The sequence below is a fragment of the Shewanella sp. 5S214 genome, assembly GCF_041439795.1.
In the GTDB taxonomy this organism is placed as follows: Bacteria; Pseudomonadota; Gammaproteobacteria; order Enterobacterales; family Shewanellaceae; genus Shewanella; species Shewanella vesiculosa.
Genome location: NZ_JBGOOV010000012.1, coordinates 99174 through 114381, shown reverse-complemented (window position 1 = coordinate 114381; position 15208 = coordinate 99174). Strand labels below are relative to the sequence as shown.

Annotated in this window: 13 protein-coding genes and 1 pseudogene; 6 read left to right on the top strand and 8 right to left on the bottom strand. The window is 41.7% G+C overall.

The genetic code is table 11. The features are described from left to right. Nucleotides 1-88: 88 nt before the first annotated feature. The 4 genes from ACED29_RS10350 to ACED29_RS10335 form a co-directional block, all read right to left on the bottom strand. On the bottom strand, nt 89-1300 hold the full coding sequence (locus ACED29_RS10350) for an NnrS family protein (RefSeq protein WP_371697604.1): 1212 nt from the start codon (nt 1298-1300) through the stop codon (nt 89-91). A gap of 277 nt (nt 1301-1577) precedes the next feature. After that, the gene (gene phrB / locus ACED29_RS10345; RefSeq protein ID WP_371697603.1) at nt 1578-3011 is read right to left on the bottom strand and encodes a deoxyribodipyrimidine photo-lyase; all 1434 of its coding nucleotides are present in this window, start codon (nt 3009-3011) and stop codon (nt 1578-1580) included. A gap of 11 nt (nt 3012-3022) precedes the next feature. Further along, nucleotides 3023-3985 carry a DUF523 and DUF1722 domain-containing protein gene (locus tag ACED29_RS10340; RefSeq protein WP_220487700.1) on the bottom strand — a complete coding sequence of 321 codons (963 nt, stop codon included), beginning with the start codon at nt 3983-3985 and terminating at the stop codon, nt 3023-3025. A gap of 485 nt (nt 3986-4470) precedes the next feature. Then, nucleotides 4471-5355 (bottom strand): DUF368 domain-containing protein, encoded by an 885-nt coding sequence (locus ACED29_RS10335; protein WP_371697619.1) that lies wholly within the window; start codon nt 5353-5355, stop codon nt 4471-4473. A 192-nt stretch (nt 5356-5547) separates the two neighbouring features. Between ACED29_RS10335 and ACED29_RS10330 the strand changes: the two genes are divergently transcribed. Next, on the top strand, nt 5548-6024 hold the full coding sequence (locus ACED29_RS10330; RefSeq protein WP_182722487.1) for a hotdog fold domain-containing protein: 477 nt from the start codon (nt 5548-5550) through the stop codon (nt 6022-6024). Nucleotides 6025-6325: 301 nt separating this feature from the next. Here ACED29_RS10330 and ACED29_RS10325 read toward each other — a convergent pair whose 3' ends face one another. After that, nucleotides 6326-6517, bottom strand: coding sequence for a CsbD family protein (locus ACED29_RS10325; RefSeq protein WP_124017883.1), 192 nt, complete (start codon nt 6515-6517; stop codon nt 6326-6328). Nucleotides 6518-6759: 242 nt separating this feature from the next. Beyond that, nucleotides 6760-7209, bottom strand: a complete 450-nt coding sequence (locus ACED29_RS10320) for a PA2169 family four-helix-bundle protein (RefSeq protein WP_371697602.1) — start codon at nt 7207-7209, stop codon at nt 6760-6762. Between the two features lie 494 nt (nt 7210-7703). On the opposite strand from ACED29_RS10320, the pseudogene ACED29_RS10315 reads away from it, so the two are divergent. After that, nucleotides 7704-8165, top strand: a pseudogene (locus ACED29_RS10315) (outer membrane beta-barrel protein). A 480-nt stretch (nt 8166-8645) separates the two neighbouring features. Here ACED29_RS10315 and ACED29_RS10310 read toward each other — a convergent pair. Then, the gene (locus tag ACED29_RS10310) at nt 8646-9326 is read right to left on the bottom strand and encodes an SDR family oxidoreductase (RefSeq protein ID WP_182742087.1); all 681 of its coding nucleotides are present in this window, start codon (nt 9324-9326) and stop codon (nt 8646-8648) included. Nucleotides 9327-9631: 305 nt separating this feature from the next. Here ACED29_RS10310 and ACED29_RS10305 point away from each other — a divergent pair, with 305 nt between their 5' ends. The 3 genes from ACED29_RS10305 to ACED29_RS10295 all read left to right on the top strand — a co-directional run bounded on the left by ACED29_RS10305 (nt 9632) and on the right by ACED29_RS10295 (nt 11809). Next, the gene (locus ACED29_RS10305; RefSeq protein WP_371697601.1) at nt 9632-10780 is read left to right on the top strand and encodes a DUF418 domain-containing protein; all 1149 of its coding nucleotides are present in this window, start codon (nt 9632-9634) and stop codon (nt 10778-10780) included. Between the two features lie 105 nt (nt 10781-10885). Continuing rightward, nucleotides 10886-11236, top strand: coding sequence for a DUF1294 domain-containing protein (locus ACED29_RS10300; protein ID WP_182754215.1), 351 nt, complete (start codon nt 10886-10888; stop codon nt 11234-11236). Between the two features lie 102 nt (nt 11237-11338). Continuing rightward, on the top strand, nt 11339-11809 hold the full coding sequence (locus tag ACED29_RS10295; protein ID WP_182754212.1) for an FKBP-type peptidyl-prolyl cis-trans isomerase: 471 nt from the start codon (nt 11339-11341) through the stop codon (nt 11807-11809). 107 nt (nt 11810-11916) lie between these two features. Here the strand turns inward: ACED29_RS10295 and ACED29_RS10290 are convergent, their stop codons facing one another. Further along, nucleotides 11917-13131 carry a Xaa-Pro peptidase family protein gene (locus ACED29_RS10290; RefSeq protein ID WP_182722482.1) on the bottom strand — a complete coding sequence of 405 codons (1215 nt, stop codon included), beginning with the start codon at nt 13129-13131 and terminating at the stop codon, nt 11917-11919. Between the two features lie 275 nt (nt 13132-13406). Here ACED29_RS10290 and ACED29_RS10285 point away from each other — a divergent pair, with 275 nt between their 5' ends. After that, nucleotides 13407-15194: an aminopeptidase P family protein gene (locus tag ACED29_RS10285; protein ID WP_371697600.1), complete on the top strand. Its 1788-nt coding sequence runs from the start codon at nt 13407-13409 to the stop codon at nt 15192-15194. The last annotated feature ends 14 nt before the right edge of the window (nt 15195-15208 follow it).

The following is a 15208-nucleotide window of genomic DNA, read 5'->3' as shown; positions in this document are numbered from 1 at the left end:
ATGGGTTCACTGGTTATGACACCGTCTGTTTAACTACCTAACCGGGTTATTGCTTAAGTAACTTAATATAAAAGATACAGTGGCCAGATTATCCCGGACGACCATCAAGACGCGGTCGCATTAATATCGGCGCGTAAAACCACACAAATAATCCAAAGCCCATAAACCAACAAACCCCTGCTGCCCATAACCAAATTTGCGTGTATTCAGGCATCAACAAAGGCATAACGGCACGTAACACTGCAGCAAGCGGCACACATAAAAATGCCCAGGTCATGTTAGGTCCTTGGTAGATATTACGACTAGTATGCCCAAGTGAAACTCTTGAAATCATTGATAAACATAATGAAGCGATCCCGCCAATGGCAAACAGATGCAGCAAGGTACGATAGGCATATTCGTTATCAATATTTACAGCCATTAATAACAGTGTGATAGGCAACGAAAAATACGATATATGTAACGACCATAACATCGGCTCTTTTAGAGTTTTATGTGCTTGCCATCGGGCAAAACGGAGTAAATGTAATATGCCTGCAACAACAAGCAGCAGTTGCTCTGCCCCCTTAGGAAGCCAATGAGTGATGGCTTGAATAAACAGTAAACCCATTGCCAATATTAACGTGTTCTCGAGTGCGATAATGGGATCGGGTTTGGGTTGTTTAATTCTCATTGCGGTAAAAAATGGGATCACGCGGCCACCGACTATAGTGATCACCATGGCGAACCACCAAATCATCCCTTGCCATAATTGAGTTGATAACGAGAAGTTACGTTCAGACAGAGCATAGTAACTGACTAAGTTGACCACCAAGGCCACCAGCAATAGCAGCGGAAACCCAATATTTCGCCATTGCTTAACGGGATAAATACAACGCCACAATGCATAAGCGCTCAAGCCTAAAAATAAGCTGTCGAATATTGCCGGTAAAAATAAAGGAATATTCATTGGTAACAGCAGCATCAAGCGAGCAATAAACCAACACCCAAAGATAAGCATTAATGCGCGCCCTTTAATGGTCGGTTGGTTAGTCCACGCCTGAACGGCTGTGAGTAAAAAGCCACATACTATCGCCATGGCAAAGCCGAATAACATTTCGTGAGGATGCCACCATAACGGCACCACGTTAGCCCAAAATTCACTGTTAAATAGGCTAAATTGTGGCGTAAACCAACCCATTAACCACAATGGAATATATAAGGCTGCGATACTCGCCCCACCCAAAAAAAACGGTCTAAAGCCTAAACGCCATATAGCAGGAGTGTTATCAGTTTCCGCAGGATCATCAATATTTAACATAAACAGTTCACTCATTTAGTGGCATAACAGCAACAAGATTTAAACATGCATAAATTTTAAACCTTTAATAAGTCATTCTATGCCGTTAATTGAACTGCTTCAATCAATACTCACCAATCGACCGCTTAGCCAAGCCCATAGTGTGATCTAAGCCCAAAAAAAAGGCCGCTATTATCATAAGAGATAATAGCGGCCTTAAACTGTATTCACCGATTTGCGAACTTAAGCAGTCAAGTTAATCAACTCAATAGCTCGTCAGAAGTGACAATAAATAGGATTAACCACGCTTTAGCGCACTTAACACTTCTATTGCCCGGAGGCGGGCCATCTTGTGTTCAACAATAGGTTTTGGATAACTGTCGTCTTGTGGTGAGGCAAATAAGTCATTAACGTTAACCGTTTTAGGTTCATGGATATCTTTTAACGACCAGCGGGCAACCTCTGGAACGTAACGTTTAATAAAACTGCCATCAGGGTCAAACTTACTACTTTGGGTCATAGGGTTAAATACCCTAAAATAAGGCTGCGCATCGCATCCGGTGCCAGCAGACCATTGCCAACCACCATTATTGGCCGCTAAGTCTCCATCAATCAATTGCTGTCTAAAGTAACGTTCACCCCAGCGCCAATCGACCAATAAGTGCTTGGTTAAAAAACTGGCGACCACCATACGTAAGCGGTTATGCATCCAACCCGTTTGATTTAATTGGCGCATGGCAGCATCAATAATCGGATAACCCGTCTGCCCATCGCACCAGGCGGTAAACTCCTGAGCATTATTTCGCCAAACAATCCCTTTACCCAGCTCATTAAAATTTTGCGCCATTGATAAATGCGGGAATGCCACGAGCAGATGTCGATAAAATTCACGCCAAATAAGCTCATTTAACCAGGTTTTCGCCGCGCAAGTATCATCAACTAATGCTTCTGGGTATCGCGCTAATATTGCCGCAACACATTGACGAGAACTCACCACTCCTATAGCTAAAAAGGGTGATAAGCGACTCGTGCCTTCAAGGGCGGGGAAATCTCGTTCTGCTTGATAATCTGCAACCTGACTTGCTAAAAATTGTTCAAGTATTCGCTTTGCTGCACCTTCGCCAGCAGCCCATTGTTCGCTGTTACGCGAAGGGCAAGTAAACTCAATAGCGACAGGTGATGGCAAGGCTGCCGCAACTGGAGCTGGCACTGCGAGGGGAACTATCGCTTTTTGACTGGCAATGCTTTTCCATTTTTTCGAAAATGGGGTAAACACCTTATACATATCACCAGACAAATTTTGCACTTGCCCACTTGCCAATACACAGTCTTGATCAATTAACGTCAGGGGTAACCCTTGCTCAATTAAGCCACTGTCGCGGCGGCGTTCGTTAATTTCCGGCTCGCTACTGGCAAACACGGCATCAATATTATGCTGCTGCAGGTAATCATTTAACGCGGCCTGAGTATCACTAAACCACTCAAGATGCAGTACGTCCAACGGTATGCCTAACGCGGCAAGTGACTGGGCTAATAAATTGACGTGCCGCTGAATAAAGTTAATTTGTATTGGCGCGACATCATGCTGCGCCCATTGCGACGGAGTCACAATATACACAGCCCTAACCTTACTTTGATGTTGCTTGGCAAATTGACAAGCCGCAACTAATGCTGGGTTATCGGCAACACGTAAGTCTTGCCTGAACCACATCAAGCTATTCATAGAAGTCATTAACACTCGACCTAATAGGCGTAACGAAGCTTTAACGCTTCAGGGTGCGGATTTAAATACACTTGCTCTTCAATATAGGGTGTCGGAAACTCACGCACATAATGATTTATCAAGGTAATAGGAACCAGTAAAGGTAATAGTCCTTGACGATATTTTAAAATCGATTCGCTTAATTCTTCTTTCTGGGCAGCCGTCAGTTTTTTCTTAAAATAGCCCTGAATATGCTGCAAAGTACTGGTGTGATTTTTACGGGTGGCAATAATTTTAAGCGCGGTCATAAAGCCCTCAAAGTATACCTGCGCCGACTGCTCAACATCTTGAATATCAGCCAGAATAGGGCCTAGCTCGCGATACCATTGGGGACTATGTGCCATAAGTAAGTACTTATAACGCGAATGAAACTGCATTAACTTATGCTTAGTTAACCCCGACTGGGTCATTTTACGCCAATCGTTATAGGCAAACACTCGAGTAAAGAAATTCTCTCTCAATGGCAAATCATGTAAACGGCCTTCTTCTTCCACTGGTAATAGTGGATAACGTTCCATTAATTTCTTGGCAAACACGCCGACACCAGTCTTGGTTCCATTATTGGTGCCAATTTTGTACTCGGTTACCCTTTCCATACCGCACGTTGGCGATTTAGCACATAAAATATAACCACCAAGGTAGTCTAACTCTTCTACTTTAGCTTGGGAGTATTCATTCAATTTATCTGTCACGTCTAACGAGCCATCGGCACTGCGGATATGGACAATATCGCCATCTCGCACTTGGCGAATACTTTTACGTGGTGCACCCATGCCAATAGCCATTTCAGGACACACTGTGGTGTATTCAAAAAACGGTTCAATTTCTTGTCTGCAGTAATAGGAGTTTTTGTGGCCGCCGTCAAAACGAACTTGGTTACCCAGCAAACAGCTGCTGATCCCAATCTGGATTTTTTCTGGCACAAATATATCGATATCTGGCATGTTATGCACTCCTGTGGCAAAAGTAATATTCCCAAGGTGGGATTAAAAAAGATAGCATAGTTAACGCATATGTAATTAGACCAAATATACGAATAAAACAAAATTAAGTTCATTGTTTATAGGGATATTTGTGGTTTTGTGCAATATAAGATTAGGGCGGTTAAAGTTTGTTCGCAGCAAACGGTTTTCAATCGCAGTATAAGATGTGCCACTTAGTCATGCTAAACAAAACCTGATAACAAACTCATTGTATCAAGATAACCAAGACCCTTTAGCCGCCCATTTGGATAGCATCCGAGGCCACCTTCTAATGCGTTATTGGCTTGTTATCGAACAACCATTTGCGGCAAAACATAATCAAACATAACACCAACATAAGCTTACTTAAAAATAGCGATAAAAAAACAGAACCTAAGTTCTGCATTTTATTCATATGCAACTTATGGCGTTAACTCAACGCCACAGATTGAAATGTTATATGAGTTTTACGCTCGATTACCCACGCGCTCTAGACCCCAAACCAAACCAATGCCAATCAGCAGACACACTATAGCGACGATCATTTGTGATGACTCACCGGTAATTTGCTCAAACTGAAACGGAGATAAATTTTGCTCAACCAATGGCACTAACTCGCCTTTAGAGTTTTCACGCCAGCTAATCACTTGTTTCCATGGCCAGATTTTACCGAGCGTGCCTAACATCAACCCAGTTAAAAAGAGTAAAGTCGCATCGTGGAATTTACGCAACAATGCTGATAACACATGGCTAAAACTCAATAGTCCCGCAACAGCACCTAAAGCAAAACAGGCTAAATAAACAATATCAAACCCTTTTGCAGCAGCTAACACCGCAGGATACATCCCTAAGAGCAGTAAAATAAAACTGCCCGAAATGCCTGGTAATATCATGGCGCAAATAGCAATGGCACCACAGAAAAAGAAGTTAAGGTAACTCACCTGCATTTCAATAGGGTGCAACACTGTGATTGCCCACGCAAATACGACACCGACAATAAACATAACAACCCGAACAACAGTGAATTTATCCACTTGCTTGAGCATGTGAGCCACAGAAAACAAAATTAAGCCAAAAAAGAACGACCACACAGGAATAGGATGCGTCGCTAATAGCCAAGAAATTAATTTAGCTAAGGTAAAAATACTGGTTAAAATTCCGCCAAACACACACACTAAAAAAGGACCGTTAATGTGTAAAAAAGCACCTTTAATCCCTTTTTGCTTAATCACCCCCACTAACGAAAAATTAATTTTGCGAATACCATCCAACAGCGGGTCTAAAATACCGGTAATAAATGCAATTGTGCCGCCAGACACGCCAGGGACAACATCTGCCGCCCCCATAGCCATACCTTTAAAATAATTTAATATCAGTGAGTCAGTTTTCAAAATTCATCCTTAAAGTGTCTAATCAAGTAAATTATACCTGTGGCCAGTGTAATGAGCGATGGAAAATATTGATCATGACTTCACCGCAGGTTACAACAATGCTAACCTCATCCGACCAGACAACTTACTTACACAATAACCAGAGTCTTTCCAATGGCCCAAACTAAATCTAATAAAGTCATGTCACTATATCAAAAAGTGACCGCGTACCCTTTTGGTAAGCATATATTCTCTAAAATGGTAGCGCGTATGGCGCCCTATTTTGGCACAGTACATCCTTACATAAGCGATTTACGTGTAAACCGTTGTGAATGTTTAATCAAAAAGCGTAAAAAAGTCCAAAATCATATTGGCACTGTGCATGTTATTGCTATTTGTAATGGTTTAGAAATGGCTATGGGCACTATGGCTGAAGCATCGATTCCGGCGCATTTACGTTGGATACCAAAAGGAATGTCGGTCGATTACACCGCAAAAGCGGCGAGTGATATTTTATGTGTTGCAGAGGTAAAACCAGAGCAGTGGCAAGTGGGCGATATGTTAGTCGATGTTAAAGCCTATGATACCAATGGTGTGGTGGTCGTCCAAGGGCACATTAAACTGTGGATTTCACAGAAACCTCAAAAATAATTAACTAAAGGTTGTCTATATCTACAGTTTTTATTGAGTTTTTTATTCAATTGATTGAAAGGCATAATGTTAATAATGCTGTGCGCAAGCCAAAATAAATCATCATAATTGCTATGTTCTATGATGGCTGTAAAGTTCATAGTTAAGGTATATTAGACGAGATTAGTCAGTTTGAATGGCAGAACTTAGTCAAGCATCCTGTTGATTAATAGACAATTATATTTTCATCAGCTCAGAGATTGTTCGAGTCGGAGCTTTAAAAGGCGTCATATAACATGACGCCTTTTTCATTGGTTACACGCTAAGAGTGTGACTTGTCGAATTCCTTTTTAGCCTCATCTTTAGCCATACCATATTTCTCTTGCATCTTACCTTGGAATTTCTCAAGTTTTCCATCGATTTCCTGTAAATCATCGTCGGTTAATTTACCCCAACGCGCTTTTAGTGAACCAGATGCCTGCTTCCATTTACCTTTAATAATGTCGTTATTCATAGTTAAATACTCCTCCATGTGAGAAAAATTCTGGGTCGCCGCAGTAGACATATCCATCTTAAATAATGACATCTTGGACAAAACCCACAGCCGATGATGCGTATTGATGATGTGGCTCGGTATTAAATACACATCAGCGACAGCTATAATTTAGATATATCCCTAATCCGTAGTCCGGCTTTAGAGATTATAACCAAGCATTCAAATACCCCGCCGCAGGGCATTTACACAATGAACCAGTACTAGTTTTTCTGTAACTGTTGCAGAGTTTTCATTTCGTCGTGCATCGATTGCACATCCGCTCGAATATTGGTCAGTATAAGCAATGCCTGACCCTGTTGATTTTTATCGATCGCATCATCCAGCACTTCAAGCACCTTATCTTCAACTTCTTCAAGTTGCTTAATATAGGTGTAGTCTTCATCACTTGAGAACACTGCCACAAATTTGGTGTATATTTTGCGCGACTCTACCGCAAAAGAACTCCCATCTTCAATATCACCTTGCTCAGCAATGGCAAGTGGTTGTAATGCTTGAATCGCTGTGGCTTTTTTCGTGGCCATTTTGGTGAAAGTACTTTTGAGCGCTGGGTTACTGACCTTCTCAATTGCGTCTTGGTAAAACTCGACACCAGCTCTCATAACTTGGATGACATCTGTTACATTCTCTACACTTGTTTTTTGATTTAACATATTCACTCCTGTTTTGACTGTACTACTAACCATTGTTAGCTTACTTTCTTAGATGCAATAAACACCCCAACAATAAAATAAACTTATCAACCTGATTTTATTGAAAAATAAAATCAACCTTGATCTGCTTAATCTATAAAAGATGAATAATTTACAAGGAATATGAAGTTTTTACACACACGGTTGTGGTTTAATTTACTCCCCAATAGAGAACATAAACTTGTCTGATATCTACATGATTGACTCAAGTCATTTAACCAAGCCTTGTGGAGTATTAATGTTTATACCGGAGTGAATAACAGATTAAATAGCGAATTAAGTCGTCAATGTTTATGCAGGTTTGTGGCAGCGCAAAAAGCTCACCTACTTAACTCACTTCAACTCGAGTTAAGTGGTGGGATATGTAAGGAAAAAGACAATATTAGTGGGTACACTTATTACCGCTGGTTTCTTAAACTCTAAGGTACAAGCAAAAACATATAATCCAGAAGTAGATGGCTGCTAACTATGGTTATTTACGAGTAGACGGCGACGAAGAATGTGATGACGACAAAGATGCATATCAAGTATTTGCAGGTTATGGATTTAATCAATACATTGCAGTTGAAGATGGTTACATTGACTTTGGTAACTAGGGCAACGATTTAGCCAATACAGATACTAATGGCTATTCCCTAAATTTAAAATTAGGTTTGCCAGTGTCAGACAACATCAGTCTTTGTGTCCATGGTGGTCAATTGTGCCACAAGACTGATTATTCGGTTCTTGGCGCTCGCGACAGCACTGATGATGAAGGTTTATTTGCTAGTGTTGGTGGTAGTTATCATATCAACGAAAGCTGGACCGCTGAGGTCGACTACACACTATATGACAGTGACTTAAACCTTGATAGTGCAACCGATGATTGTGCAACCGATGACATTGATGATGCTAATTTCTCAACCGATTTAAAATAGGCCTCGGTCGGGTTTGAATATAAATTTTAATCGTAGTGATTCGGGATAAATAGCCCCCATGTTTTTATCCAAAGGTGATTATCAATGGCTTCAACACTAAAATGTGTTGGAGCCTTTTTTAGATAACGATTCAGCCCGTAATATACTTTACGGCCAGTAAGCACATATCTAAATAATCTCTTATACCGTTTTATACAACCATAAAATGAAACAAAGGCGCTGGCCTAACTAAGTGTATTGTAGGTAAGTATTACAGCGCTAATGTAACTATTACACCTTCATTATTAAACACGACTATATTAGCTGTGCCCTGTTGGGCTGTTAGGTAAGAAGAATTGATAGGATAATCGATTAATTTGCTTTAGGGCTAGCGCTGATGCAGTGCATCGGCAAGCTATCCCTATGGCTATGAAGAAAATTTACGTTAATAAAATATGAATTAAACAAACTAATTTAATGACTTACGCTACTTTATTCCCGCTACTTAGTTGGCATAAGGGTTATTTCACGTATATCACATCGCGGATTAGCAGAAATAGCATATATAACAGCATCTGCTATATCGCTAGGGTCTAGTTTGTCAGGTTTAGCCTCATCGAAAAATGGCGTGTTAACCATGCCGGGGCATATCGTGGTACACCGTCCGTTCCATTCAGCCATTTCGGCTGCCAAATTCTGTCCAAACCCGTAAGCAAACCATTTTGAAGCGCCATAAACAGAGCCTTTAAGCGTTATCTTGCCAGCAATTGAACTGGTAATAATAAAGTGCCCCTGCGTTTCTTTTAGCGAAGGTAAACTGGCTTTTGCGGTAAATAATAAAGCGTTAATATTGACGTCGAGCATCGTTTTCCATTCATCTGGATCGCCATTTTCAATGCCAGCAGCATTAACACCAGTACCGGCATTAGCAAAGACAACATCAATTCGACCAAATTTCTCTTTCGCCTTGGCAACGACATTGTTAATCTCATCCAGTTTGGATACATCTGCCGTTACCGCCAAGACCTTGTCTTCGCCCCAACGTTTAGCTATTTCATTAAGTTTATCAGTGCTTCTTGCCGTGATCACGGCTTTGTGTCCGGCTTCTAGTACCTTATCTACGGTTGCGGCACCTATGCCACTAGAGGCACCGGTAATCAATATTATTTTTTCATTTGTCATGAGATTTATCCTTAATTCAAGCATTACTTAACTTGTTGGTTTTTTCTGTGAAATGGTATCGATAAAAACAACAGTAATGCGATATCGCTGCTAGGTATGGTTATAGCTATGCAATACAGATACCACTTTACTCAGTACAAAACTCAACGTTGGGCCTATATAATGGTTTTTTCAAGCTTAAACGCATTATCTAGTTGCATTACAACAGGTGGTTGGTAATCTCTAACAGCGCCTCTTTAATGAATAAAGAGGGTTCATAAATAGCTAATAGCAAAAGGAATTCGGTTATTAACGTTACAACTGACATGGATGAGCAAACTGCTCCGAGTAAACCGATACGTTTGGCTAATCTTGACGCGATTAGAGGGCTTGGCGTATTAGGTATTTTCTTCCTTAATATCTATTTTATGGGCAATAGCTTTTTCGGGTATGCTCCCCATGAAGTTCAACCCAGCTCAGATATTGGCATACTCATTTTTAGCAATTTCTTTTTAGAAGGTCGTTTCTTTAGCCTATTTGCGATGATTTTCGGTGTAGGAATGTTAATCCAATACCAACGCCAGCAAATGGAAATGGATACAGCCACCACTACCCAGAACAATAAACACATAAAAAGCCGCCAATATTGGCTAATTGCCTTTGGCGTAATACACGCCATATTCATCTTTCCCGGCGATATATTATTATCATATGGTGTCGCAGGACTATTAGCTTTTCGCTACATCAGACTCAGTGCCGATGAGCTAATTAGCAAGGCTAAATGGTTTATCTTTTTATCACTAATCCCCATCGCGCTTATTTCACTGATGCCTGACGATCAAGTTTACTCACGCGAATCAGCTTTTTTCACTGAGCAACTGTCGGCTTGGACCGGCAGCTATTGGCAACAACTGAAGCTGCATTTAAGCTTGTTTGCTTACATGTTAGCGGTGATCCCATTAACGTTAATGTGGTATATCGCAGGCTTAATGCTATTGGGTATGGCGTTATATAAACGTAATATATTTATTGATGGGCTGGACAATAAAACCCTGTGGCAATGTGTGTTTTGGGCCGTGGTATTGTCATCATTAGATTCACTGCTGAGTCTTAGCGGTAATCCAATGTGGGAAGCGATATCAGATCTATTATTATGGTTCAGCGCGCTTGCTACTGCTTTGATTTATATCCATATTATTGTAAAGCTATGCAAAAATACTCCCCATAGATTAACTCTGCTGCAGAACGTTGGTAAGCTGGCATTTAGTTTATACATTCTGCAATCAATTGTCGGTATATTGCTACTACGTTATATCGCACCAGAGTGGCTTTACTCGCTAGATAGAATAGGTTACTTATCAATTGCAATTATCTACAGCCTGTTACAGCTGGTGTTAGCCGATGTCTATTTACGTATATTTAATCAAGGTCCGCTAGAAAAGCTTTGGCGTATGCTAGTCTCACGTACCAGCTAATGAATAATCAATACTTATGAGAAAATCGTCTGTAACAGACATTCTGTGCAATATTGCTCTATCTCATCAGATAGATGAACTTACTCTTACTGGGCTGACGCTAGCATGAATAAATTTGCTTGGTTAATGTTACTGCTTATCGGTGCTATTTGGGCTGCAGTCCAGCCTTGGCTTGCTGGAGTATATGGCATAATTAATCTGCTCACATTTACCTTGTACTACCGCGACAAATCGGCGGCTAAACGAGGGAAATGGCGCATAAAAGAAAGTACCTTACAATTTTTTGCCTTAATTGGCGGCTGGCCTGCAGCGCTACTTGGGCAATATCACTTACGCCATAAAACCCAAAAATCATCTTTTAAATGGGTGTTGTGGTGTTGTATCGCACTCAACTCAGCAGGGCTAAGCTTATTGTGTTACCAGCTGTGGCATCCGTTATTAGACGCATACCGTTAACCTCTTAGCTCAATGTTACCTTTAGCTACGTTGAGAAGTATTAGCCCAGCAGTTTTTGCGTTAAACTAGTCGCACTATCTACCCAACAATTCGAGATCAATTATGCGTATGATTTTGGCCGTACTGGTCATTGCGGGCGTTATTTTTTATTTTTTTACTCAATCTAACAATTCTAAAGCCGCGAAAGAAAATATTGAGAAAGGTAAGGTTTTTTTAGCTGAAAATGCTAAACGCGAAGGCGTGATACAAACCTTATCGGGCTTACAATATGAAGTATTAGTCAAAAGCGAAAACACTGAACATCCGAGCGCAAAAAGTAAAGTCACCGTGCATTATCACGGTACACTGATTGACGGTACAGTATTCGACAGTTCTGTTGATCGCGGCGAAACGATCAGCTTTGGCTTAAACCAAGTCATAGCTGGTTGGACCGAAGGTGTACAACTAATGAGTATTGGCGATAAATTCCGTTTTTATATTCCTAGCCAATTGGCTTACGGCAATCGCTCCACCGGCAAAATTGAAGGTGGTTCTGTACTCATATTTGACGTTGAGTTATTTGAGATTAACTAATCAGCACTGAGTATCAGTTTAAACTGAAAATAAAAAAGCCTCCTTGTTGGAGGCTTTTTGTTATGGGTTATTGACTCATTAGGCTTCACTCGATAACAATTTGATTATCATGCTAGATAAAACGGATCATCGATAGACTTCGCCGGCGGTGTAAACCATTTAGGCCCTTGCGCTGTCATATAGAAATGGTCTTCATGACGAATACCAAACTCGCCTGGTACGCATAACATTGGCTCGTTACTAAAGCACATACCAACCGCCAGCGGGGTAATATCATTACCCACCAAATATGGCCATTCATGAATGTCTAAACCAATACCGTGGCCTGTACGATGAGGTAAGCCCGGAACTGCGTAACCGGGACCAAAACCAGCAGCTTCAAGTACTTTGCGCGCAGCAGCATCTACCTCGCCACACGGTGTACCAATTTGCGCCGCCTCAAATGCGGCAATTTGCGCATCTTGTTCAAGTTGCCATAACTGACGTTGACGAGCGTTGGGTTCACCAAATACATAAGTACGGGTGATATCTGAATTATATCCCTGTAACTGACACCCTGTATCAATCAGGACAGTATCATTTAGCGCTAATGCTTTAGGCGATTTAACCCCATGCGGATAAGCAGTATCTTCGCCAAATAGTACGATGCAAAAATACGATCCTTTAGGCGCACCAACGGCAACATGAGCTTGGTGAATAAAGTTTTCAACCTCTATGGTAGTAATACCCTCGTATAATATGCTGGCCGCCGCTTTATGTACTTCAAGGGTCATATCTTTAGCACGTTGCATTAAGGCAATTTCAGCAACCGACTTCATCATCCGACATCCAGCTGTAACCGTTGTGGCGCTGACAAATCGATGCTGTGGAGCGGCTTGGGCTATGCCATCACTGATGAAAAAGGCGGTTGACTCATCAATACCAATTTTGGCTTGGCTCACGCCAATGTTATCTAACACGTCGGCAAATAGCTGAAATGGACTTTCATCCTCATGCCACGTATTCACTTGGCCCTTAATGGTCATATATCCCTGTAACGTATCGAGCTCAAAAGCTGGCGCAATATACTGCACCTCACCCACAGCAGGGATAATCGCACCAACCATACGCTCACTCGCAAACCAACGAGTGCCAGTAAAATAGTACAAGTTAGTGCCAGCATTAACATAAATCGCATCTAAACCGTGTTGTGCCATCAATCGTTGTGCATGTTGAATTCGTCGATTAAATTCATCATCACTTATCAACCCTATGCCATGAGTCATATTAGTGAGTGTGGCTAATGCTTGTTGCGGGCTAACGCCGCCGACACCGATTGTCATAGGTTTTCCTTTAGTTATTTTTATTGTTATTTATCTAGCAATAGAATGATTGAATCAAATCGTCTTATCTTGTCCAAATATACAAGATAGTTACTACCGATAAGAATACCGTCTGCATCGCTTTGTTACCATTGTATACAATATAAGTTTACAATTTTTGTCTGATTGATAAACATTATGTCAGCGACTTCACTTGCCAGTTTGCCGTCACACTTGCGATAATCAGCCTTCATTCTACAGAGCTGAGTTCATCAGTCGCCTCCAATGGAGAAACCATGTCCAATATTATTGCTACGCGCCTTAGCGCCATTCGCCAGCAGCTTGAAGTAAATCAAATAGATGCATTCATCATTCCCCGCGCTGACGAATATTTAGGTGAATACGTACCTGCCCGTAATGAACGTTTACATTGGGCCACTGGCTTTACCGGTTCTGCTGGCATGGCTATTGTGCTAAAAGACCGCGCGGCAATATTTACTGACGGCCGTTACACAGTGCAAGTGCGTCAACAAGTAGACGGTAACTTGTTTGAATATTTAAGTCTGTATGACGATCCACAAATTGACTGGTTAATTGAGACGTTACCTGCTGGCGCGAGTGTCGGTATCGATAGCCGTTTACACACCCTAGCTTGGTATCAACAAACTAAAGCACAATTTGATAAAGCCGACATCAATCTCGTCGACGTAGATAACAACCCAATCGATATAAGTTGGTTAGATCGCCCTGCACCGTCAGCATCAACCATGACGCTATTCAGTCATCAAGGAGCAGGACGTAATAGCGTTGAGAAACGTCAACAAATTGGTGTGCTGGTTAAAAAACAAGGTGCCGACGTCGCTCTAATTGCAGCATTAGACTCATGCTGTTGGTTACTCAATATCCGTGGTAATGATGTACCACGCTTCCCCGTCATTCTTGGTTGTGGATTATTATCAACCAATGGCGACATGACCTTTTTTACCGATTTAGCCAAAGTGCCGCAAAATATTGCCGCGCACGTTGGTACTGGCGTGAGTTTTAAAGATGAAGCAGAGCTGGCTTCTGTGTTGGCACAAATGAAGGGGGTTAAGTTATTAGCTGACCCACATTCTGCTAACGCATACTCGCAACTACTCGCACAAAAAGCTGGCGCAAAGCTGATTGTAGGTAGTGACCCTGTTGCATTACCTAAAGCTCAAAAAAATAGCGCCGAATTAGCCGGTATGCGTGCATGTCATATCCGTGATGGCGCAGCAGTGAGCCGCTTTTTAGCCTGGTTAGACAACCAAGTTGAGCAACACATCATGCATGATGAAGCCCAACTGGCTGACAAATTAGAAAGCTTTAGATTACAAGACCCGCTGTATCGCGAACCAAGCTTTGACACCATTTCAGCTACCGGCGCCAATGCCGCTATGTGCCATTACAACCACAATAATGGCACGCCAAGCACCATGACCATGAACAGCATTTATTTGGTCGATTCTGGCGCGCAATATTTAGATGGCACCACAGACGTCACTCGCACCATCGCCATTGGCAAGGTGACCGATGAGCAGAAGAAAATGGTCACGCTGGTATTAAAAGGTCATATTGCCCTTGATACTGCCCGTTTCCCTAAAGGCACTTCAGGTCAACAACTCGATGCGTTTGCTCGTCAGTATTTATGGCAGCATGGTTTTGATTATGACCATGGTACTGGCCATGGTGTCGGTCACTTTTTAAGTGTTCACGAAGGCCCGCAGCGTATTGGCAAAAACGTCAATGGCGTGGCATTACTGCCGGGCATGGTATTGTCCAATGAGCCTGGTTATTATCGCGCCGACGGTTTTGGTATTCGTATCGAAAACCTGGTTACAGTGCAGCATTGCCAAGCCCTAACGGGTGCAGAGCGTGAAATGTATGAGTTTGATGTGTTAACTCATATTCCAATGGATGCACGCTTAATTGATAAGTCATTATTAACTGATTTTGAAGTCAATTGGTTTAATCAATATCAGCAAAAAGTGCATCAAACCTTAGCGCCATTAATGCAAGGTGATGAGTTAACTTGGCTCAATAAAGTAACTGCTGCGATTTAAGCGTTAACCAATAC